The sequence below is a fragment of the Nocardia sp. AB354 genome (assembly GCF_049538315.1).
GTDB classification, from domain to species: Bacteria; Actinomycetota; Actinomycetes; order Mycobacteriales; family Mycobacteriaceae; genus Nocardia; species Nocardia nova.
This window is the reverse complement of the sequence record NZ_JBMVFU010000005.1, coordinates 104,255-123,146: the sequence shown is the minus strand read 5'-3', so window position 1 is coordinate 123,146 and position 18,892 is coordinate 104,255. Positions and strand designations below refer to the sequence as shown.

The window sequence follows — 18,892 nt, the reverse complement described above, 5'->3', positions numbered from 1 at the left end:
GTCTTATGCCCGAACCCCTCAGCACACGGAGGAAAGACGATGAACAACAACGAAGTCGTGGTGATCGGCGGCGGATACGCCGGCGTGATGGCAGCCAACCGTCTGACCCAGCGAGACGACGTGCGGGTGACCGTGATCAACCCCCGCCGAGTGTTCGTCCCGAGGCTGCGGTTGCACCAGTTGGTGGGCGCGACTCACGAGGCGGTCGTCGATTACCAGGATGTCCTCGCCGAGAAGGCGCGGCTGGTCGTCGACAGCGTGACGCGGATCGACCCAACCGAGCGCACCGTGCACTCGGCCGAGGGCGGCAGCATCCGGTACGACTATCTGATCTACGCCGTGGGGAGTGGAACCCCCGCGCCGCAGGTGCCGGGCGCGGCCGAATTCGCCTATCCCGTAGCGACTCTGGAGGCGGCGCAACGGCTGCGATCGGTGCTGTTCGATACGCCCTCATCGGCCCCGGTGACGGTGATCGGGGGCGGGCCGACCGGGATCGAGACCGCCGCCGAGCTGGCCGAGCAGGGACGCACGGTCACCTTGGTCTGCGGCAGCGTTCTCGGACCGTATCTGCACCCGAAGGCGCGGCGCACCGCCCACAAGTACCTCGCGAAGCTCGGAGTGAAGGTCGTCGAAGGACCTGACGCGACAGTCACCGCGATCCGGCGGGACGTGGTGAAACTCGGTGACGGCCGGACCCTGGTCAGTGCCGTGACCATCTGGGCTGCCGGCTTCGGCGTACCGGATCTGGCCGCTCGCAGCGGATTGAGCGTCGATGCCGCCGGACGGCTGCTCACCGACGAGACACTGACCAGCGTCGACGATGAACGCATCGTCGCGGCGGGTGATTCGTCGGCACCCTCGGATCTGCCGTTCCGCATGAGCGCCTACACGGCGTACTGCCTGGGAGCACACGCCGCCGATACGGTGCTGCACCGCATGGCGGGTGAACAGCCCGCACCCGTCGACCTCGCCTTCCCCGCGATGTGCCTCAGCTTCGGCCGGGACGCCGGGATCTACCAGCTCGGTCACAAGAACGAGACCGCCATGCGGCTGTACTTCGGCGGATTCGCCGGCAAGAAACTCAAGGAAATCGCGTGTGAGGCAGGAATCAAGCACCTGGCGACCGAGGCGCGCACACCCGGCTCGCATCACTGGTTCTCCGACGGCAAGCACCGGCCGGCCCAGCTGGAGGCCCGCCGCGAGGGCAGGGTCGTGCCGGTTGCCTAGGTGACCGGCCGTGCTTCATCCCCCTGCTCGCCATCGGCCGAGACGCGAATTGCGTTCGGGCTGAGCGCAAGTCTGTGCCCGGGCTGCGGCATCCGCTTACATCGAGACATGGAAACTCAGGCCCCCTCGCCCGCCGATGCGGACACTTTCACCACCGAGTGGCAGGAATGGCATCGGCGGCAGGAGGCGCACCTGTCCGATCGGCACGGGTTCCTCGCCATCACGAGCCTGCACTGGCTCACCGAGACGCCGCAGCGCTTCGACGATGCGCCCGGCGCCTGGTCGACGGGGGCCGACGGCGTGGTGGTCGTCCTCGACGAGGGGGAAGAGGTGGTCGTCGACGACGCGCGGGTGCGTGGCCGCTACGGGTTCGGCATCGTTCCCGAGCGTGGTGGCGTGAACGCGGTGTGGGGTGACGCGGTGATCGAGGTCGCCAAACGGGGCGGCCACGATATCGTGCGGCCGCGACACCCGAACAACCCGCTGCGCACCGCATTTCGCGGCACCCCCGCCTTCGCGCCGGAGCCGAAATGGGTGGTGCGCGGACGCTATGTGGCCTTCCAGGAGCCGCGTCCGACGACGGTCGGTGCCGCCGTGGAAGGGCTCGAGCACGTCTACGACGCGCCGGGACGGATCGAATTCGAGATCGACGGTAAGCCGTTGCGGCTGACCGCTTTTCCCGGCAAGAACCCAGGCGACCTGTCGGTGCTGTTCACCGACGCGACCTCCGGAGTGACCACCTACGCGGCGAATCGGGTGGTACAGGTGCCGGCGCCCGATGCCGACGCAACGGTGGTGCTCGACTTCAACCGCGCGGTGAATCTGCCGTGCGCGTACACCGATCTGGCGACCTGCCCGCTGCCGCCGGCGGAGAACCGGCTGCCGATCGCGATCGAGGCGGGGGAGAAGATCCCCTACGAGCGTCAGGGATGAGCTCTCCGCGGATCGGTTCGCTGGCGTTTCTGACCCCGGGAAATTATCTCGACGACGATCCGTACACCGGCCTCGAGGACACGCTGCAGCTGTTCGAATACGGCGAGCGGCTCGGGTTCGACGGCGCGTGGGTCCGGCAGCGGCATCTCGAGCACGGTGTCGGTTCGGCGGCGGTCTTCCTGGCCGCGGCCGCCCAGCGCACGAATCGGGTCGAGTTGGGCGCGGCGGTGATTCCGATCGGTTACGAGAGCCCGTTCCGGCTGGCCGAGGACCTGTCGCTGGCCGATGTGTTGTCCCAGGGCCGGTTGCAGCCGGGGTTCAGCGCGGGGACGCCGCCGCACGCCGAGCTGATCGGCGATCTGGTCTTCGATGGTGACTGGCGCGGCTTCGACCTGTCCTACGGCCGGATAGCCCGGCTCGTCGAGAATCTGCGCGGCCATTATCTCGGTGATGCCGACACCGTCATCCACTCGCCGGGTAACACCCAGCGCCCTCGGCTGCAGCCGCACAGCCCCGGCCTGGCCGACCGAATCTGGTACGGCGGCGGCAGCACCCGGTCGGTGCGCTGGGCGGCGGAGAGCGGACTGAATCTGCTGAGCGGAAATATCGTATTCGGTGATCGCAGTGACGATTTCACGACCGCGCAACTGGGACTGATCAGCGATTATCGCGAGCGGATCGATCCGGCGCGACCTGCGCGCGTCGCGATCGGCCGGGTGATCGTCCCGTTCGACAGCGCCGACCGCGTAACCCGGGAGCGGTACGGCGCCTACGCCGCGAGCCGGCACGAGCGCACGCTCGGCCCGCAGGGCGAGCGGCGGGTGTTGTTCGCCCCGGATGTCGTCGGCACCGCCGAGCAAATCCTCGAACAGCTGCATGCCGATCCGGTTCTCGCGCAAACCAGCGAACTACGTCTCGAGCTGCCCTACGAGTTCCATCGCGCGGACTACGAGCAGATCCTGCACGACACGGTGGAGTTGATCGCTCCGCAGCTGGGATGGAAACCCGCGTTCGCCTAGCTGAATGATTCGACGGGGGTCGGAAATTCGCTCGCCGACCGAGTCGTTCGGCGTCACGCTCTACAACATGAAAGAACCACAACACGGGATCCGCGCGCTCCATACGGCATCCACCGTCACGGTCTACCAGGCATACTCCCCGGACATCGGCAGGCCCGCCATCCGCGACGGCGCCTTCCCCGCGGCATGGAACCGGGACCGGATGACGTGGATCAAGCCGTCGTTCCTGTGGATGATGTACCGCTGCGGATGGGGCACGAAGCCGGATCAAGAGACCATCCTTGCCGTGGAGATCTCACGCAGCGGTTTCGAATGGGCACTGCGCCATGCGTGCCTGTCGAGCTACAAGCCCGGGCTGCATTCCGACCGCAGCACCTGGCAACGCCGGCTCGAGCGCGCGCCCGCCCGCGTCCAGTGGGATCCCGAGCGGGATCTGCATCTGCGGCCCCTCCCGTACCGCTCGCTGCAACTCGGGCTCTGCGGTGAAGCCGTACGGCGCTACGCGGACGAGTGGACAGTCGCCATCAGCGACATGACTCCACTGGCCCACGAGATTCACGAGCTGGTCAGAGATGGCGACCTCGACTCTGCTGCCCGACTACTGCCCCATGAGGACCCGTACCCGGCCGCGGACGAACTGCTGGCACACCTTCGTTCGTGACCGCGGACTCGCATCCGCAGGTGGTCCCACGCCTCGAGCGTCGGTGGACACGACTCTGTGGAGCGAGTTTGAAGCTGTGCTTCCGGGTATCCACACCACGGCTCGATACTGGTGTCGGCGGGTACGTGCGGGCCTGTCATCGCGTCCGCCGGCCCGCGAGAGGTCCGACACCGGCGTTCCAACGATTCGGTATCACCGTTCGTACGACAAGCCAGGAGGACGAGATCGATGATGACCGGCCGGAACTACCGGAGCTCAGCTCTTTTCGTCAGCGCCCTGGCAGCGATGGGGTGGGCCGCTGTCTCGACGGCCGCTCCGGCGCTCGCCGCCAATACGATCGACATCAAAGGTGTGGGACCTGCGAACGTGGGGGTCGACTACACCTGTGATGCCAACTCCGGCGCATCCGCCGTCAAGGTCATGGTGGGTGATCCCAACGCCGACGCACCGTCCGCGATGGGTACGCAACCGCAGGTCACGTGCGACGGGCAAGCGCAGAGCACCGTCGTCGTGCTGACCGGGCCCGACGGGTCGCCCGCGCAATTGCAGCAGGGCCAGACGGTGCAGGTCCGGGTGGCGTTGGTGGATCCGCAGGACACCGTGGTCTCCGGAAAGGCGAATGTCTTCAAGCTGGGGTAGTGCCCGCTCCTGCGCGCCGGCGCCGGTGTGTGGCCGCGGCCCGAGCGATCCAGCCGGCCACGATCCCGAGGTAGACACCGGTGAGCCCCCAGTGCAGCACGGCGGCCGATATCCACACGGCGGGCAGGGTGACGCAGACGACCGAGAACACGGACGCGGACATCACCGCTTTCGTGTTCCCGGCCGCGCGTAGCTGAGCGGCGTAGACCATGCCGATCGACATGATCGGCGCCAGTACCGGCAACGACCACACCACCCCGCGAGCGGTCGCACTGACCGCGGCGTCGCCTGAGACGAGCCGGAACAACACGGGCGACAGCGCGGTGACCAGCAGCGCGACCGCACTCGAGGCGCCGACCATCAGCGCCGCGCCGGCCCGCACGACGGCGTGGCGCTCCCGATCGTCACCGGCGCCGAGGCACTGTCCCGCCAAAACCGCTGTCGCCACGCCGATTCCGAACACGAGCATCCACACCGTCGAGATCGCCAGGCTCATCACCCGGTGCGCGGCCAGGCTCACCGTCCCCGCTTCGGCCACCACCGCCGCGATGACTGCATCGCTCCCGTAGCCGACTACTCCGAATACGACATCCGGCACGGCGAGCGCGGTCACCGCGTGCCATACCGTGCGATCTGCCCGGGCCCAGACGACCGCGAGCCCGGTGGCCCGGCGAACGCGCGGGAGCAGAGCGGCTGTGCCGGCCGCGACGGCGAGGGTGGAACCGATCGCGGAACCCGCCGGTCCCCACCCCGCGGCGAAGATCAGGATCGCCGACACCATCACGTTCAGCACGGCCACCGCCACCGCCACCTGGGCGCCGCTTCTCGTATCACCGATTCCGGCGAGCACACCGCGCACATGTGCGGTGACGGCCGTGAACGGCAACCCGCACAACAGAATCCACAACATGACCGTTGCTTCGCGGCGATCCAGGGCCGCCGTCGCGGTCACCGCCACGATCACCGGCGCGGCCGCCGCCGCGACCATCGCGACCGCCACGCCGACCGCGGCTGCGCCGGACAACCCGGTCGACGTCACGTTCCGGATCGCATCGAAGTCACCGGCGCCGTGCCGGCGGGCGACGAGTATCTGCGTCGCCGATCCCCACGGCACCACCACCGCGGTGCAGAAGATCCATATCGGCAGCACCGATGCGGCGACACCGAGCGCTTCGATCGAATGGTGGCTCAGGAGCGCGGTATCGGTCACGCCCAGCACCAGCGTCGTCGCGGAAGTCAGCACGACGGGCCCCGCCAGTTCGGCTACCTGACCGAATCGCGCAACTCGCGCGTGCCGCCCCATGGAGCGACTCTAATAGGTTCTCGCGCAGAGCTTTCCGCTGGTACAGGCGAATCGGCCCGCGCCGGGCTACCCGAGTGGAATCCGGTGTAAGCATCGTGTCAGCGCGGCGTCAGTCCGGTGACAGCGGCGTGGAAGACAGTCTTCTCATGAACAGCGGAGCAGTTGCCACCTGCGGAGCGCGGAATGCCGTGTGGGACACCACCCTCGCCGGGCGTTTCGATACGCCCCTCGGTGGCGGACTCCCGCAGTGGCTCGATCGCGGCCGGCGATACCTGCGAGGTGATCACGCCGTCGCCCAGTTGATCCGCTTCGCCCTGGTCGGTGGCGCCGCCAATATCGCCTACGCCGTGCTGTTCCTGGTCATGAGCGGGCTCGGCCCGCTGGTCGCGAATATCGCGGGCTCGCTGGTCAGTACGGCGATCGCGAACGAAATGCACCGCCGGCTCACCTTCCGGGCGACGGGACGCGTCGGCTGGTTCACCGCACAGTGGGAAGGCGGCGGCCTCGCGCTCGTCGGCGTGCTTATCAGCACGGCAGCGCTCGCCGGCCTCCGGTTCTGGGCCCCCGGCCTCGGCGACCTCGCCCAGGCGAGCGCCGTCCTGGTAGTCACCGGTGCGGTCGGCGGTATGCGGTTCCTGGCACTGCGTGGCTTCGTGTTCTGAGAGGCGGTATCATGGGCCGTGATGATGACTCATTTCGACACAGGATTGGGGGTCTCGTTCGCGCCAGGTGAGTGCTGATGCACCCTGTGACCGTGAACGGGAACGATTCCCGAATTCCCTTGTGGCTGCGGATACGCGAGTTCGCCGTGCCGCCCTCCATGATCGAGACCGCGACCACCCGGCGCCGTGCCGGGGACTGGGCCGGAGCGTGTGCCGCGGCCGGGGTCGACGTCGACGTCGACCCGCGCGCACTGGCACATACTCACGGCAGCGAACTCGCCGCCCGGGTACTGGGCGATCTGCGGCATCTGGCGCCGGATCTACTGCGCTGGCATATGCCGAGGGTCGCTTCCGACGGCGTGTTACGGCCGGGCCTCACGACGACTCTGGCTCGATACGACACCGGACAGCACAGAAAGCGATGTCGTAGAGCCAGTTTCGTGCATCTCGTCGTCCGCACGCCGCCGGCCTGGGCGGACTCCGGACAACGCATGAGCCTGGCGCTGTGGGACGAATCCGGTCCGGACCGCGGGATCGGCTCGCATCCGCATCCCCGACCCAACCGCCGTTTCCGATTCGACCTGCACCGTCACCTCTGGGACGCGCGCCGCACCGACGAACTCGGAACACGGTGCGGCACAGGGAAAACAGCCGAGGTCAGCCGCACGGAGAGTGGGGTCGCGGAGCACGCCCCGCCCGGGAGTGCTGTCGACCTGTGGGCGGCCGAGGCGGAGTTACTGCTGTGCGCCGACGGATATCGGCGCGGACCGGTGCTGGTGCGATTCGGCGCACGACATCGGGTGATCCTCGAGTACGAAGGGGATCCTCCCGCGCTGCGGGTCGCGCAGGGATACGCGCAGGGCGCGGTACCCACGCTTCCGATCCTGCCGTACGCGGCGACCTGGGTGCTTCCCGATCTGGCATTGCTGCGCGCCGGTGCGATCACGGCCGATCGCCTGCATCCGCTGGTCGCTTCGGCAATCGTGCCTGAGTTCTGCTCGGCCGCAACGTCGTTCGAGGCAGAACGGCACGATTATCCGCATCTGGTGCAGTGCCGGGGAGAGCAGCACCGCATCGCACTGGTGGACGGCGAACTGACCGCGCTCGATCACGGCCCCGCCGAGATCCGCCGCGAAGAACTGCTCGTCGCACTGTCCGGCACACCGCTGCCCTGCCTGCAAGCGATCGATCTGGCGCACCGCCGGCCGGATTGCCTTGCCGGTGTCCGGGATCGGTTGCGTCACGGAGATATCGCCGGAGCGTTGGCCGTCGTCGAAAACCTGCTCGGAACCGCGGCGCTGATGCGTCCGGGAGCGTTGCGAGACGAACTGGAGGCGGCCGCACAGCGGGAAAGCACGTACCGGCAATTCCGCACCGGGCTGTCCGATTCCTCTGAGGCCTTCCCGCCGGCGAAACGACGCACGCCCTCCCACCGCACACATCCCCGCCATGCGACGTCGCGCTGACCGCGCACCGCGCATGTGCCCGATTCTTCTGAAACCGAGGGTGATTCACGATGACCACACCTGTTCCGACCACGGCACGAGCCGCCGCCCGGCTCGACGCCGCCGGAGAACTGCTGACTCTGCTGAACGAGGCGACCACCGAGCCGCGCTCCGATATCCAACTGGAGGCCCTGACCGTGGCCGTGGCCGCCGACCTTCCGGTGCTCCTGTGGGGCGAACCCGGAATCGGGAAGACCGCGGCCCTGACCCAACTCTCCGAAACCTTGGACCTTCCGCTGACCACCGTGATCGCGAGTGTGCACGAACCGTCCGATTTTTCGGGCCTGCCCGTTGTCGGAGAGGATCCCGCGGCACACGGTGTGCCGCTGGCTCCGCCGGATTGGGCGGTACGGCTCGTGCGCGCCGGTCGGGGTTTGCTGTTCCTGGACGAACTGTCGACCGCACCGCCCGCGGTGCAGGCGGCGCTGTTGCGGCTCGTCCTGGAACGCCGGATCGGTGCGTTGCGGCTGCCGGCCGGTGTCCGCGTCGTCGCTGCCGCCAACCCGCGCTCGTCGGCCGCGGACGGCTGGGAATTGAGCCCGCCGCTGGCCAACCGATTCGTCCACCTCACCTGGACTCACGACCCCGATGTCGTGGTGCGCGGCTTGGGCGGAGTCTGGCCCCGCGCGGATCTGCCCACGCTGGACCCCGAAAAGTTCCCGGAGGCAGTGGCTTTCGCTCGACGCGCGGTGTGCGGGCTGCTCGCTGCCCGGCCCGCGTTGGTGCATCGCATGCCCAGCGGTGAAGCACGACGGGGCGGCGCCTGGCCGTCGCCGCGCAGCTGGGATATGACCCTGCGACTGATCGCCTTCGCGACCGCGGCCGGCGTCGGCCGGGATGTGGTGTCCATGCTGGTCCGGGGCACCGTCGGTGACGGCCCCGGATTCGAACTGCTGACCAGCATCGACCGGATGGAACTTCCCGACCCGGAGCAGTTACTCGCCTGTCCGGACACCGCTGACCTGCCGGAACGCGGTGATCTGCGCCAAGCCGTGCTCGACGCCGTGGTGGCGGCGGTCCGCCGGCAGCCGGAGAAGTCGCGCTGGGACGCGGCCTGGGCGCTGTTGGCGAAGGCCGTCGAGACCGGAGCGCCGGATCTGGTGGTCGTTCCCGCAACCACCCTTGCCACACTGCGCCGCGAGCAGTGGGAGGTCCCGGCATCGATCGAGCACCTTGCCGGAACGGTGTCGGTGTCCCGACAGGCGGACCGTGCCGCGGAACGCGTTGCCGCGCAGGCGAGACGATGACCGCGGGGGCCACGACGGTGGATTTCGAGAAGCTCGGCGCCGCCCGCCTGCTGGCCGCGCGGGCCCGCCCCTATCTGGCCACCGCCCTGTACGCGTTGCACATCGTCGAGTCGCCCGCGGTGCCGACGATGGGTGTGGACCGGTACTGGCGGTGCTACGTATCGCCGGTGTTCGTCGGCCGCACGGCCGTGGAGGAGCTGGCTTCGATTCTGGTACACGAGGTTTCGCATCTGCTGCGCGACCATCACGGGCGCAGTGACCGATTCGCTCGTGAGCACGATCTGACCGGTCCGGCGGAACGGCTGCGAATGAATATCGCAGCGGACGCCGAGATCAACGACGATGCCTTCGGTGACGGGTTGATCGAGCCGGAAGGCGCTGTCGTACCGGCAAGTCTGGGACTGCGCAGCGGTGAACTCATGGAGGACTATCTGCGTCAATTCCGCTTGGGACCACACACCCAGGACATGGCGTGGCTGGATTGCGGCAGCGGTGCCGACGGACTGGACCGCGCATGGGAGTACGGGCCGGACGGTGCGAACGGCCTCAGCGATCAGGAACGCGAGGCGGTCCGGTTCCGCGTGGCCCAGGGTATCGACGGTCATCCGGGTCACGCGCCCCGGGGGTGGCGGCGCTGGGCGGAGGAGGCGTTGCATCCACCGCAGCCGTGGCGGGACCTGCTGCGCGGCGCCATCCGCTCCGCGGTCTCCGCGTCCGGTGCCGGCGACGACTACACCTATGGCCGGCCGGCTCGGCGATCAACCGCAGTGCCCGGCGTGGTGCTACCGAGCCTGCGGCACACCCCGCCGCGGGCCAGCGTGGTGATCGACACCTCGGGGTCGGTGAGCGACGCGGAACTGGGTAGCGCCCTGGTGGAAACGCTGGCGATCTTCCGTGCCGTGGGCGGTCGCCGCGATCTCGTCCGGGTCCTGTCCTGCGACGCCGCGGCTCGGATCGCGCAACCCCTGTGCCGAGCGGACGGCATCGAGCTGGTCGGTGGCGGCGGCACGGATCTGCGCGCGGGTTTCGCCGAAGCGCTACGCGCGCAAGTCCGTCCGGACGTGATCGTTGTCCTGACCGACGGTCACACACCGTGGCCGGCGGCCCGGCCAGCGTGCCGGACGGTCGTGGGCTTGCTGGGACGACAGCGGTCGTGGAACGAGGCCGATCCGGATTACGTTCCGGCGCGGCCGCCCGGCTGGGCACGGGTCGTTCGAATCGGGTGACAGCGGCATCGGCCGGTGTCGCCGTCGTCAACCGCGGTGGCAGCGACATCCCGACGTCAGCCGGCTTCCGTCGCCTCCCGCAGGGTGCGGAATTCGGCTGCCAGGGCGTCGAGGGTGTAGTGGGCGTTGAGGCCGCTCGGGTTGGGTAGCACCCAGATCGCGGTGGTGCCGAGGGTTTCGGGTTGGCGTCCGACGGTGGTTCGCGGCCGGCCGAATGCGGTGCGGTAGGCGCCCAGGCCGAGGACGGCCAGGACGCGTGGGCGGTAGTGCCGGACTCGCTCGGCGAGCGCGCGACCGCCCTCGCGCAGCTCCTCCGCTGTGAGTTCGTCGGCCTTCGCCGTCGTTCGTGCGGCGACATTGGTGATGCCCAGCCCCAGTGCGAGCAGTTCTTCCTGCTCGTCGGGGCGGAACAGGCGTGGTGTGAAGCCGGAGCGGAACAGCGCGGGCCAGAAGCGGTTTCCGGGGCGAGCGAAATGGTGGCCGGTCGCGCCCGACCACAGTCCCGGATTGATACCGCAGAACAGCACCCGCAGGCCGGGTGCCACCAGATCGGGAATGGTCCGGTCCTTCGCGGCGGCGAGGTCCGCCGGCGTGGGGCGGTACGCGGCGGAATGTGCCATCTGCCCAGTCTGCCGGAACGGGTGCGGCACCCGGACACGGTGGTCGCGGGCTCGCTCCACCGGCATGGCCGCCGCCGCGCTCCGGGAGATCGACACGTGGGTCGCGGACCGACTGCGGGAGAAAACGATCTGACCAGGCCGGCGTTGGGCGGCTGACCGTCCTCCGATGCGGTGCGGCCGCGAGCCGTCGCGATGCTCGCGGGTCGCTGGTGCGCCGGCGGAACCCATTGTGACGGTGACGTAGTGGTGACCGATCACCAGCGCGGACGGACTGTATTCGTTACCCTGGCTTGATGCGATCCCGGTTTCTGCGCAATGTCTCGGCCGTGTTCGTCGCTGTTGCGTCGGTGTTGCTGAGCGGCACTCCGGCCCTCGCCGGCCCACCGATGCGGGCGGCGGCGCTGTCGTCGCTCGACCCCGGTTTCCTGTGGGGCGTGTCGAGTTCCGGTTTCCAGTCCGAAGGACATGCGCCGGACAGCAACTGGACTCGCTATATCGCTCGCAATCCCGGCTACGAACCACTGCAGGATTCGGTCGACTTCGTCGATCGCTACGACTCCGACATCCGCCTGGCCGCCGATATGGGCATGCGCGTGTTCCGGGTCGGGATCGAATGGGCGCGGTTGCAGCCCACGCCCGGGAAGTGGGACGACAACGCGTTTCGCTTCTACGATTCGGTCGTCGACAGCATCGTGCGCGCCGGGATGCGGCCGATGATCACCCTCGACCACTGGGTGTATCCGGGCTGGGAGGCGGACCGGGGCGGCTGGCGCAATCCGGGCATGGTGGGGGACTGGCTGGCCAACATGCGCGCCGTCGTCGATCGCTACTCCTCGCGGAACCCGTTGTGGGTCACCGTGAACGAACCGGTCGCCTACATTCAGAACGAGGTGCGCGAGGGCGGCGCCGATGCCAACACGATGCTGACCGGGGTCGTGGACGTGCACAACGCCAGCTACGACTACATCCATCAGAAGCAGCCCGGAGCTCAGGTCACCGCCAACGTCGGATATGTCGCGGGTGCGGAGGATCAGGTCAACGGCGAGTTGGTCGACCGGATCGGCGCCCGGCTCGACTACGTGGGCGTCGACTACTACTTCGGATTCGACCCGGCGCAGTCGCTGTACAGCGCGATCGGACGGGCCACCGGTTCCGCGATGCCGCCCCTGCCCGGCCCGCGCATCTGGGAGATGCCGCTGCGCACCGAGGGTATCTACTATGCGCTGCAACACTATTCGCGCCGTTTTCCGGGCAAGCCGCTGTATATCGTCGAGAACGGCATGCCCACCGAGAACGGCCTGCCCCGCGGCGACGGCTACACCCGCAGCGACCACCTCCGCGACACCGTCTACTGGCTGCAGCGCGCCAAGGCCGACGGTATGAACGTGATGGGCTACAACTACTGGAGCCTCACCGACAACTACGAATGGGGCAGCTACACGCCCCGTTTCGGCCTGTACACCGTCGACGTCCGCACCGACCCGTCGCTCACTCGCCGCCCGACCGACGCCGTCGGCACCTACGCGCAGATCGTCGCCGCGGGCGGCGTCCCCGCCGACTACCGCCCCACCCGAGCCCCGGCCCTCTGCATCTTCGTCGACCCCCCGGCCAGCTGCCTCAGCCCGGTCGCGGGGCCGTAGCCATTCCGGAAGTCATCCGGGCCGCTCCAGTGATGTCATCGATGCCGTGGTGTGACGGTGGCACGCAGTGGTTAACTCCTCTGCGACAACACAAGTGGAGAGGAGCGGGCCGTGGCCGACGACGGCGGTGTGGTGGATCTCGGACAGGATCGGGCGCACAGTGCCCGCATATACGACTACTACCTCGGCGGACGTGACAACTACGAAGCCGACCGGGTAGCGGCGGCAGCGATCGAGCAGGCCATCCCGTCGGTGCGGGCGGTGGCGCGGGGTAACAGGGCGTTCATGGCGCGCGCGGTCCGGCACCTGAGTGCCGACCTCGGCGTTCGCCAGTTTCTCGACATCGGCACCGGAATCCCGACCGAGCCGAACCTGCACCAGGTCGCGCAGGAGGCCGCACCCGATGCGCGCGTGGTGTACGTCGACAACGACCCGATCGTGCTGGCCCACGCGCGGGCACTGCTGACCGGGACTCCGGAGGGGGTCACCCGATACGTCGAGGCGGATGTGCACGATCCGGGAAGGATTCTGTCCGCACCCGAAGTGGAGGCGACACTGGACTTTTCGAAGCCGGTGGCGCTGAGCCTGATAGCGCTGTGTCACTTCGTGCCGGGAGACGAGGTGTACGACATCATCGACACCCTGCTGGCACCGCTGGCCCCTGGATCGTTTCTGGTGATGACACACCTGAGCCCCGATTTCGCCCCGGACATGGTCGAGGGGACGGTCGCGGCCTATCGACAGAGCGGGATCGAGATGGAAGCTCGGTCCTACGACGGGGTCGCGCGCTTCTTTCGCGACATGGATGTGATCGAGCCCGGCATCGTGGCGATCGACGACTGGCACGCCGGCGGGGTGGCTCCCGCACTGCCCGACGATGTGAGCACGCTCGACACCGGTGCGACCGCGCCTCCGGCCGCCGGATATGCCGCGGTCGGCCGCAAGCGGTAAAGATTTTTTCCGATGATGTCGATTCCAGGGGTGTCCCGTTCGAGGGGTAGGTGAGGGGCTGAGAGGCAGCCCACCCCTGGAAGGACACAAGTATGCGCACAGTGGTGGCTTTCGAGCACATGACGCTGGACGGTTACGCCTCCTCCGGCGAGAACCTGGGATTCGAGTTCACCTTCCGCGCCTACGACGACGAATTGCGGGCGTATGCCGAACACATTCAGGCGGACTTCGACACCGCGGTCTACGGGCGGGAGACCTATCTGGGGATGTTCGGATACTGGTCGCAGCATCCGAATGCCGAGAGTTCGCCGGCCGAACGCAGGCACGCCGAATGGGTCAACGCCGTGGACAAGATCGTCTGCTCCACCACGCTGGAGTCGGCCGAATGGAACAACACCCGGCTGATCAGCAGCGACCTCGCCGCGCAGATCGAGGCGCTGAAGCGTGAGGACGGCGGCGTGATCGCGATCTACGCCAGTCCCAAGCTGGTGCATTCGTTCATCGATATGGGTCTGGTCGACGAGTTCCGCATCGTCGTCCATCCGGTCACGCTCGGTTCCGGCACGCCGGTGTTTCACGACAAGGCGAAACTGGATCTCGACCTGCTGGAGTCGAAGGCTTTCGGTTCGGGCGCGGTGTATCTGCGCTACCAGGTGCGATGAGGAAGGATGCGGACATGCGCTATCTGATGCTGATCCGTCTCGATCCCACGGCCGCGCCGACGCAGGGGCCGGATCCCGCGATGGCCGAGAATATGGGCAAACTGCTCGAGGAGATGACCAAGGCCGGCGTCCTGCTCGACACGGCCGGACTGCGACCGGTCGAGGAGGGCGTGCGGGTTCGCCAGACCGGTGGCAAGCAGAGCGTGCTCGACGGCCCGTTCAGCGAGTCCAAGGAGGTCATCGGCGGATACTGCCTCGTGCAGACCCGCTCGCAGGACGAAGCCGTGGAGTGGGGTTCGCGGTTCCTGCGGTTGCACGGGCCGGAATGGGATATCGAACTGGAGATCCGTCAGCTCGACGACCAGGCTTGACGTTATGTCCTTACCCGAGGTGAGTGGCCGCCCGCACGATGGTGCCGACGGCCGCTCACCGGCGGCTCGGGCCGTCGAGGCGGCGTGGCGCATCGAATGGCCGAAACTCGTGGCCGGACTCACCCGGCTGGTCGGTGATATCGCCACCGCCGAGGAATTCGCCCAGGACGCACATCTGGCGGCCCTGGAACAGTGGCCGCGCGAGGGGGTTCCGCCGAACCCGGGCGGCTGGCTGATGCTCACCGCGAAACACCGCGCCATCGACCGGATCCGGCGTGACGCCACCTTCGCCCGCAAACTGCCGATGCTCGGACACGAGCTGCTCACCGAACAGGAACAGACCGGCGAGCAACCGAACGACATCGATGACGACCTGCTGCGCATGGTGTTCACCGCATGTCATCCCGCGTTGTCGCAGCCGGCTCGGGTGGCATTGACGCTGCGCATGGTCGGCGGCCTGACCACCGAGGAGATCGCCCGCGCGTATCTCGTGCCGGAAACGACGGTGGCACAACGGATCGTACGAGCCAAACGCACCATCGCCGAGAAGAAGCTGCCCTACGAGGTTCCGGCGGGTCCGCAGCTGGCCGACCGGCTGGAATCCGTGCTCGAGGTCATCTATCTGATCTTCAACGAGGGGTACGCCGCCACCTCCGGCGACAACTGGGTGCGCGCCGAACTGTGCGACGACGCATTGCGATTGGCGCGCATCCTCACCGGGCTGATGCCCCGGGAGCCGGAAGCATTCGGCCTCGCCGCACTCGTGGAATTGCAGGCCTCCCGGACCGGCGCGCGCAGCGACGCGACGAAACAGCTTGTGCTGCTGCCCGATCAGGACCGCAGCCGCTGGGATCAGCTCTCCATCCGCCGCGGTTTCGCCGCCCTCGGCCGGGCCCACAACCTGGCCGTGCGTCGTGGTGTTCCGCCCGGCCGCTACGCCCTGCAGGGCGCCATCGCCGCCGCGCACGCCATGGCCGCCACCTCCGAGGACACCGACTGGCGGCGCATCGCCGGCCTGTATGCCGTTCTCGCCGAACGCTTTCCGTCGCCGGTCGTCGAGGTGAACCGCGCCGTCGCGGTGGCCATGGTGCACGGCCCCGCCGCGGGTCTCGACCTCGTCGACGCGGTGGCCGCGACCGGCACACTCGACTCCTACCATCTGCTCCACGCCGTGCGCGCCCACTTCCTCTCGCAGCTGGACCGCCCGGCCGATGCTCGCGCCGCCTATTTGCGCGCCGCCGCACTCACCGCCAACGCCGCCGAACAGGCGTTGTTGCGCGACCGTGCCGCCCGCCTGAATTAGGCGACGCCGGGTCAGGTCTGGGGCTGGCGTTCGGCGTTCTGGGCCGTCGCGGTGCTCAGTGCGGCGGTGCTCGTGCCGGTGTGGACGATGCTCGGCCGGCGAACACACGCCGAGGGTGATGTGCCGAGCGGGACCGTCCCTCCGATGCGGCGTGAATGGTCCGTGCTGACGCAGCGCCCAGTTGTGCTCGCCGTCATCGCCGGAGCCCTGGTCAACGCCGCGACCTTCGCCGCATTCACCTATCTGGGCACCCTCGGGCCGGTCGCCGCCGGTTCGACCGTCGATCACACCGGTCGCCCGGCCACCGCGTTGTGGTGCGGTGCCGCCTTCACCGCTGCCGCGCTGGGTGTCGTCCTGCCGGAACGGCGCGAGGCGAGCCGATCGAGCAGCGATATCGCCCATCGCTGCCCGTCGCGGCGTGGCGGGTGACGGAGCGGTTGCCGGGTCCCGAATTTGCCCGCAACCTGTTCCAACTACCCGAACAGCGATAATGAGCGCGAAAGTGTTCGAAACCGAGATGGTGGGAGAGACGACTGTGAAGCTGATCGGTGTGATCGGTGGCGGAACCATGGGTGCGGGAATCGCCGAGGTATGCGCGAAGGCCGGGAGCGAGGTTCTCGTCCTGGAGACGACTCCGGACTTCGCCGAGGCGGCGCACAAGCGCATCGAATCGTCGATCTCGCGGGGAGTGACGAAGGGCAAGATCACCCAGGACGAGGCCGACGCCGTGCTCGCCCGGGTGCGGGTGACCCTCGACATCGAGGAGTTCGCCGATCGCGACCTGGTCATCGAGGCCGCTCCGGAGATCGAGTCGCTGAAGTACGAGATCTTCGGCAAGCTGGACAAGATCGTGAAGCCCGCCGGCATCCTCGCCACCAACACCTCCTCGATCCCGGTGATCAAGGTGGCCGGAGCCACGCAGCGTCCCGAGCAGGTCGTCGGCCTGCACTTCTTCAACCCGGTGCCGGTGATGCCGCTGGTGGAGGTGATCTCGACGCTGGTCACCTCGCCGGAGACGGCCGCCGCTGTCACCGACTACGCGAAGAACACCCTGCACAAGACCACCGTGCAGGCCGGTGACCGCTCCGGATTCATCGTCAACGCGCTGCTGATCCCGTACCTGTGCCAGGCGGTGCGGATGCTGGAGTCGGGCTACGCCAGCGCCGAGGACATCGACGCCGCGATGAAGGGCGGCTGCGGCTACCCGATGGGTCCGCTCACCCTCCTCGACACCGTCGGCCTCGACATCGCGCTCGCGGCCGCCGAATCACTGTACGGCGAATTCGCCGAGCCGCACTACGCACCGCCGGCGCTGCTGCGCCGCATGGTCGACGCCGGCCGCTTGGGCCGCAAGGCCGGTCGCGGGTTCTACGAGTACAACTAGCGGCGTTGGCCCGCGTTCCCGGTGATATCCGACCGGGAACGCGGGCTCGAGCCGAATCAGGTGTCGGGATCTTCGTTCTGGTCGCGGGCGGGTCCGGGCCCGGCCAGTTTGCCGGAGTGCTCCGGCGGCGTATCGACTGTGCGCTTGCCCTGGGTTTCCTGATCGTCCTGCTCGGCGTCGGCGCCTGCGTCGGTGTTCTCGGGGTGACTCATGCCGTGCGCGTACCCGTTCGGCGGCTGTCGAATCGCGAGCCCGCGCCGACGCCCCGGACTGGGCTCGACGGAACAAGACGGAACCGCCCGCAAGCAAGGTACGGGCCAGAAGTTATTACTCGTTCTTACCGGAGCTGCTCGCGGGCGCGAGATTGCCTTCTCGTCGTGCATGACGGAAGGTGAGATGTCGATGTGGCGCACTCGTCGACCGACAGTCAATGTCACTGTCGTGGAACTCTTCTGAACTTTCGGACGCCGGATCTCGACGTGGGCGAATTCGCGCGAATCCGGCGACACTCGGCCGGTGGGAGTGATAAGTTATTTATCATTCTCTCAACAACGACACCGCGCCCCCGGGCGCGGAGGTCGCGGCAAAGCTGCCGAGTGATTCGGAGGTGTCACCTTGTCTCCGTTTGCACGCTGGAAGTCCCTCGCGGCCGCCGGGCTGGTGGCGGCGACGTGTGGCCTGGCGCACTTCGGCGGTGGCGCCCCCGCGCACGCGTCGCCGAGTTGTCCCGGCCTGTATGTGCTGGCCGTGCCCGGCACGTGGGAAACCTCCGACGCCGATCCGCGCAAGGGAATGCTCGCGGCGAGTGTGGATGCGCTGCCGGGCGACGTCGGGGTCGGCTATATCGCATACACCGCGACCGCCTTCCCCTGGGAGGGTGAGGTCTACGGCCGCTCCAAGCGCGAAGCCGTCGACAAAGCCCGTGCCGCGGTCGCCGCGGTGGCAGGGTCGTGCACCGCGACCCGCATCGCGATCGTCGGCTACAGCCAAGGCGCCGACGCCGCGGGCGATCTCGCGGCCGAGATCGGCACCGGCCACGGTGTGGTGGCGCCCGACCGAATCGCATTGGTGGGCTTGATCTCCGATCCTCGCCGCGCACCCACCGACACCCTGATCGGTCCGCCTGTCGTCGGGGCCGGCGCGGGCGGCCCGCGCCCTGGCGGATTCGGTCTGCTCGGTCCGCGGACCTACACGTTCTGTGCGGCCGGGGATCTGTACTGTGCGATGCCCGACGGCGATTTCGCCGGCCGTATCGCCGGATTCTTCGTGGAGATCTCGAATCCCGATCCCGCGATGTTCGACCGGTACTCCCGGGATGCGGGGGATCTTCTCGATTCGGCGCTGGCCGCGGGAGGTCTCGGCTTGCTGGCCGGCGAGCTCGACGCGAACGCCGTGGACGAGCGCAAGGCCCAGATCGCGGAGTTCGTGAATTCCGGTGTCCACCAGAGCTATCCGTTCTACGTCGTCGGGCCCGACGGTGAGACTGCGCTGTCCTGGCTGCGCCGGCAACTGGTGGATCTGATAGGCAGGTGAGGTGGG

20 protein-coding genes are annotated in these 18,892 nt (G+C 68.3%); 17 read left to right on the top strand and 3 right to left on the bottom strand.

Going from position 1 to position 18,892, the window contains the following annotated elements; all coding sequences use genetic code 11:
* The first annotated feature begins 39 nt into the window (after positions 1–39).
* The 5 genes from ACPCUW_RS09450 (at position 40) to ACPCUW_RS09430 (ending at position 4,479) form a co-directional block, all read left to right on the top strand.
* Complete coding sequence (locus ACPCUW_RS09450; protein ID WP_305780726.1) at positions 40–1,227, top strand: NAD(P)/FAD-dependent oxidoreductase; 1,188 nt, start codon at positions 40–42, stop codon at positions 1,225–1,227.
* 108 nt (positions 1,228–1,335) lie between these two features.
* Entirely contained in the window at positions 1,336–2,160 is an 825-nt protein-coding gene (locus ACPCUW_RS09445; RefSeq protein ID WP_423424342.1) for a DUF1684 domain-containing protein, read from the top strand.
* Complete coding sequence (locus ACPCUW_RS09440; protein ID WP_423424341.1) at positions 2,157–3,179, top strand: LLM class flavin-dependent oxidoreductase; 1,023 nt, start codon at positions 2,157–2,159, stop codon at positions 3,177–3,179. Before ACPCUW_RS09445 ends, ACPCUW_RS09440 begins: the two co-directional genes overlap by 4 nt.
* Positions 3,180–3,246: 67 nt before the next feature.
* Positions 3,247–3,840: a DUF4291 domain-containing protein gene (locus ACPCUW_RS09435; RefSeq protein ID WP_423424340.1), complete on the top strand. Its 594-nt coding sequence runs from the start codon at positions 3,247–3,249 to the stop codon at positions 3,838–3,840.
* Positions 3,841–4,068: 228 nt separating this feature from the next.
* Positions 4,069–4,479 (top strand): hypothetical protein, encoded by a 411-nt coding sequence (locus tag ACPCUW_RS09430; RefSeq protein ID WP_155525756.1) that lies wholly within the window; start codon positions 4,069–4,071, stop codon positions 4,477–4,479.
* Here the strand turns inward: ACPCUW_RS09430 and ACPCUW_RS09425 are convergent.
* Positions 4,466–5,782 (bottom strand): MATE family efflux transporter, encoded by a 1,317-nt coding sequence (locus ACPCUW_RS09425; RefSeq protein WP_423424339.1) that lies wholly within the window; start codon positions 5,780–5,782, stop codon positions 4,466–4,468. The two genes, ACPCUW_RS09430 and ACPCUW_RS09425, sit on opposite strands and share 14 nt — an antisense overlap.
* A gap of 146 nt (positions 5,783–5,928) precedes the next feature.
* Here ACPCUW_RS09425 and ACPCUW_RS09420 point away from each other — a divergent pair, with 146 nt between their 5' ends.
* From ACPCUW_RS09420 to ACPCUW_RS09405, 4 genes are all read left to right on the top strand, one after another.
* The gene (locus ACPCUW_RS09420; protein ID WP_423424338.1) at positions 5,929–6,444 is read left to right on the top strand and encodes a GtrA family protein; all 516 of its coding nucleotides are present in this window, start codon (positions 5,929–5,931) and stop codon (positions 6,442–6,444) included.
* A 92-nt stretch (positions 6,445–6,536) separates the two neighbouring features.
* Positions 6,537–7,910, top strand: a complete 1,374-nt coding sequence (locus ACPCUW_RS09415) for a hypothetical protein (protein WP_423424337.1) — start codon at positions 6,537–6,539, stop codon at positions 7,908–7,910.
* Between the two features lie 50 nt (positions 7,911–7,960).
* A complete protein-coding gene (locus tag ACPCUW_RS09410; protein ID WP_064901323.1) occupies positions 7,961–9,196 on the top strand; it encodes an AAA family ATPase in 1,236 nt (411 codons plus the stop codon).
* Positions 9,193–10,422, top strand: a complete 1,230-nt coding sequence (locus ACPCUW_RS09405; RefSeq protein ID WP_423424336.1) for a DUF2201 family putative metallopeptidase — start codon at positions 9,193–9,195, stop codon at positions 10,420–10,422. The genes ACPCUW_RS09410 and ACPCUW_RS09405 overlap by 4 nt, the downstream gene beginning before the upstream one ends.
* Positions 10,423–10,478: 56 nt before the next feature.
* On the opposite strand, the gene mug is transcribed toward ACPCUW_RS09405, so the two are convergent.
* Positions 10,479–11,042 (bottom strand): G/U mismatch-specific DNA glycosylase, encoded by a 564-nt coding sequence (gene mug / locus ACPCUW_RS09400; RefSeq protein WP_423424335.1) that lies wholly within the window; start codon positions 11,040–11,042, stop codon positions 10,479–10,481.
* A gap of 293 nt (positions 11,043–11,335) precedes the next feature.
* Between mug and ACPCUW_RS09395 the strand changes: the two genes are divergently transcribed.
* The 7 genes from ACPCUW_RS09395 (at position 11,336) to ACPCUW_RS09365 (ending at position 17,353) form a co-directional block, all read left to right on the top strand.
* Positions 11,336–12,682, top strand: a complete 1,347-nt coding sequence (locus tag ACPCUW_RS09395) for a family 1 glycosylhydrolase (protein WP_064908544.1) — start codon at positions 11,336–11,338, stop codon at positions 12,680–12,682.
* Between the two features lie 111 nt (positions 12,683–12,793).
* Positions 12,794–13,633 carry an SAM-dependent methyltransferase gene (locus ACPCUW_RS09390; RefSeq protein WP_064901317.1) on the top strand — a complete coding sequence of 280 codons (840 nt, stop codon included), beginning with the start codon at positions 12,794–12,796 and terminating at the stop codon, positions 13,631–13,633.
* A gap of 92 nt (positions 13,634–13,725) precedes the next feature.
* A complete protein-coding gene (locus ACPCUW_RS09385; RefSeq protein ID WP_305780736.1) occupies positions 13,726–14,295 on the top strand; it encodes a dihydrofolate reductase family protein in 570 nt (189 codons plus the stop codon).
* A 14-nt stretch (positions 14,296–14,309) separates the two neighbouring features.
* Positions 14,310–14,666, top strand: a complete 357-nt coding sequence (locus tag ACPCUW_RS09380) for a YciI family protein (RefSeq protein ID WP_063012902.1) — start codon at positions 14,310–14,312, stop codon at positions 14,664–14,666.
* Between the two features lie 4 nt (positions 14,667–14,670).
* On the top strand, positions 14,671–15,969 hold the full coding sequence (locus tag ACPCUW_RS09375) for an RNA polymerase sigma factor (RefSeq protein WP_305780738.1): 1,299 nt from the start codon (positions 14,671–14,673) through the stop codon (positions 15,967–15,969).
* A 144-nt stretch (positions 15,970–16,113) separates the two neighbouring features.
* Positions 16,114–16,398, top strand: coding sequence for a hypothetical protein (locus tag ACPCUW_RS09370; RefSeq protein WP_423424334.1), 285 nt, complete (start codon positions 16,114–16,116; stop codon positions 16,396–16,398).
* Positions 16,399–16,504: 106 nt separating this feature from the next.
* Entirely contained in the window at positions 16,505–17,353 is an 849-nt protein-coding gene (locus tag ACPCUW_RS09365; protein WP_423424495.1) for a 3-hydroxybutyryl-CoA dehydrogenase, read from the top strand.
* 56 nt (positions 17,354–17,409) lie between these two features.
* Here the strand turns inward: ACPCUW_RS09365 and ACPCUW_RS09360 are convergent, their stop codons facing one another.
* Positions 17,410–17,565, bottom strand: coding sequence for a hypothetical protein (locus ACPCUW_RS09360; protein WP_156511303.1), 156 nt, complete (start codon positions 17,563–17,565; stop codon positions 17,410–17,412).
* A gap of 403 nt (positions 17,566–17,968) precedes the next feature.
* On the opposite strand from ACPCUW_RS09360, the gene ACPCUW_RS09355 reads away from it, so the two are divergent.
* The gene (locus ACPCUW_RS09355; protein ID WP_423424333.1) at positions 17,969–18,886 is read left to right on the top strand and encodes a cutinase family protein; all 918 of its coding nucleotides are present in this window, start codon (positions 17,969–17,971) and stop codon (positions 18,884–18,886) included.
* Positions 18,887–18,892: the final 6 nt, after the last annotated feature.

What these genes read in the sequence shown, in the direction of transcription:
- ACPCUW_RS09430 (WP_155525756.1), top strand. Translation starts at nt 4,069, where the DNA reads ATGATGACCGGCCGGAACTACCGGAGCTCAGCTCTTTTCGTCAGCGCC.
- ACPCUW_RS09435 (WP_423424340.1), top strand. Translation starts at nt 3,247, where the DNA reads ATGAAAGAACCACAACACGGGATCCGCGCGCTCCATACGGCATCCACC.
- ACPCUW_RS09405 (WP_423424336.1), top strand. Translation starts at nt 9,193, where the DNA reads ATGACCGCGGGGGCCACGACGGTGGATTTCGAGAAGCTCGGCGCCGCC.
- ACPCUW_RS09450 (WP_305780726.1), top strand. Translation starts at nt 40, where the DNA reads ATGAACAACAACGAAGTCGTGGTGATCGGCGGCGGATACGCCGGCGTG.
- ACPCUW_RS09440 (WP_423424341.1), top strand. Translation starts at nt 2,157, where the DNA reads ATGAGCTCTCCGCGGATCGGTTCGCTGGCGTTTCTGACCCCGGGAAAT.
- ACPCUW_RS09410 (WP_064901323.1), top strand. Translation starts at nt 7,961, where the DNA reads ATGACCACACCTGTTCCGACCACGGCACGAGCCGCCGCCCGGCTCGAC.
- ACPCUW_RS09370 (WP_423424334.1), top strand. Translation starts at nt 16,114, where the DNA reads ATGCGGCGTGAATGGTCCGTGCTGACGCAGCGCCCAGTTGTGCTCGCC.
- ACPCUW_RS09395 (WP_064908544.1), top strand. Translation starts at nt 11,336, where the DNA reads ATGCGATCCCGGTTTCTGCGCAATGTCTCGGCCGTGTTCGTCGCTGTT.
- ACPCUW_RS09380 (WP_063012902.1), top strand. Translation starts at nt 14,310, where the DNA reads ATGCGCTATCTGATGCTGATCCGTCTCGATCCCACGGCCGCGCCGACG.
- ACPCUW_RS09425 (WP_423424339.1), bottom strand. Translation starts at nt 5,782, where the DNA reads ATGGGGCGGCACGCGCGAGTTGCGCGATTCGGTCAGGTAGCCGAACTG.
- ACPCUW_RS09420 (WP_423424338.1), top strand. Translation starts at nt 5,929, where the DNA reads ATGAACAGCGGAGCAGTTGCCACCTGCGGAGCGCGGAATGCCGTGTGG.
- mug (WP_423424335.1), bottom strand. Translation starts at nt 11,042, where the DNA reads ATGGCACATTCCGCCGCGTACCGCCCCACGCCGGCGGACCTCGCCGCC.
- ACPCUW_RS09445 (WP_423424342.1), top strand. Translation starts at nt 1,336, where the DNA reads ATGGAAACTCAGGCCCCCTCGCCCGCCGATGCGGACACTTTCACCACC.
- ACPCUW_RS09375 (WP_305780738.1), top strand. Translation starts at nt 14,671, where the DNA reads ATGTCCTTACCCGAGGTGAGTGGCCGCCCGCACGATGGTGCCGACGGC.
- ACPCUW_RS09385 (WP_305780736.1), top strand. Translation starts at nt 13,726, where the DNA reads ATGCGCACAGTGGTGGCTTTCGAGCACATGACGCTGGACGGTTACGCC.
- ACPCUW_RS09360 (WP_156511303.1), bottom strand. Translation starts at nt 17,565, where the DNA reads ATGAGTCACCCCGAGAACACCGACGCAGGCGCCGACGCCGAGCAGGAC.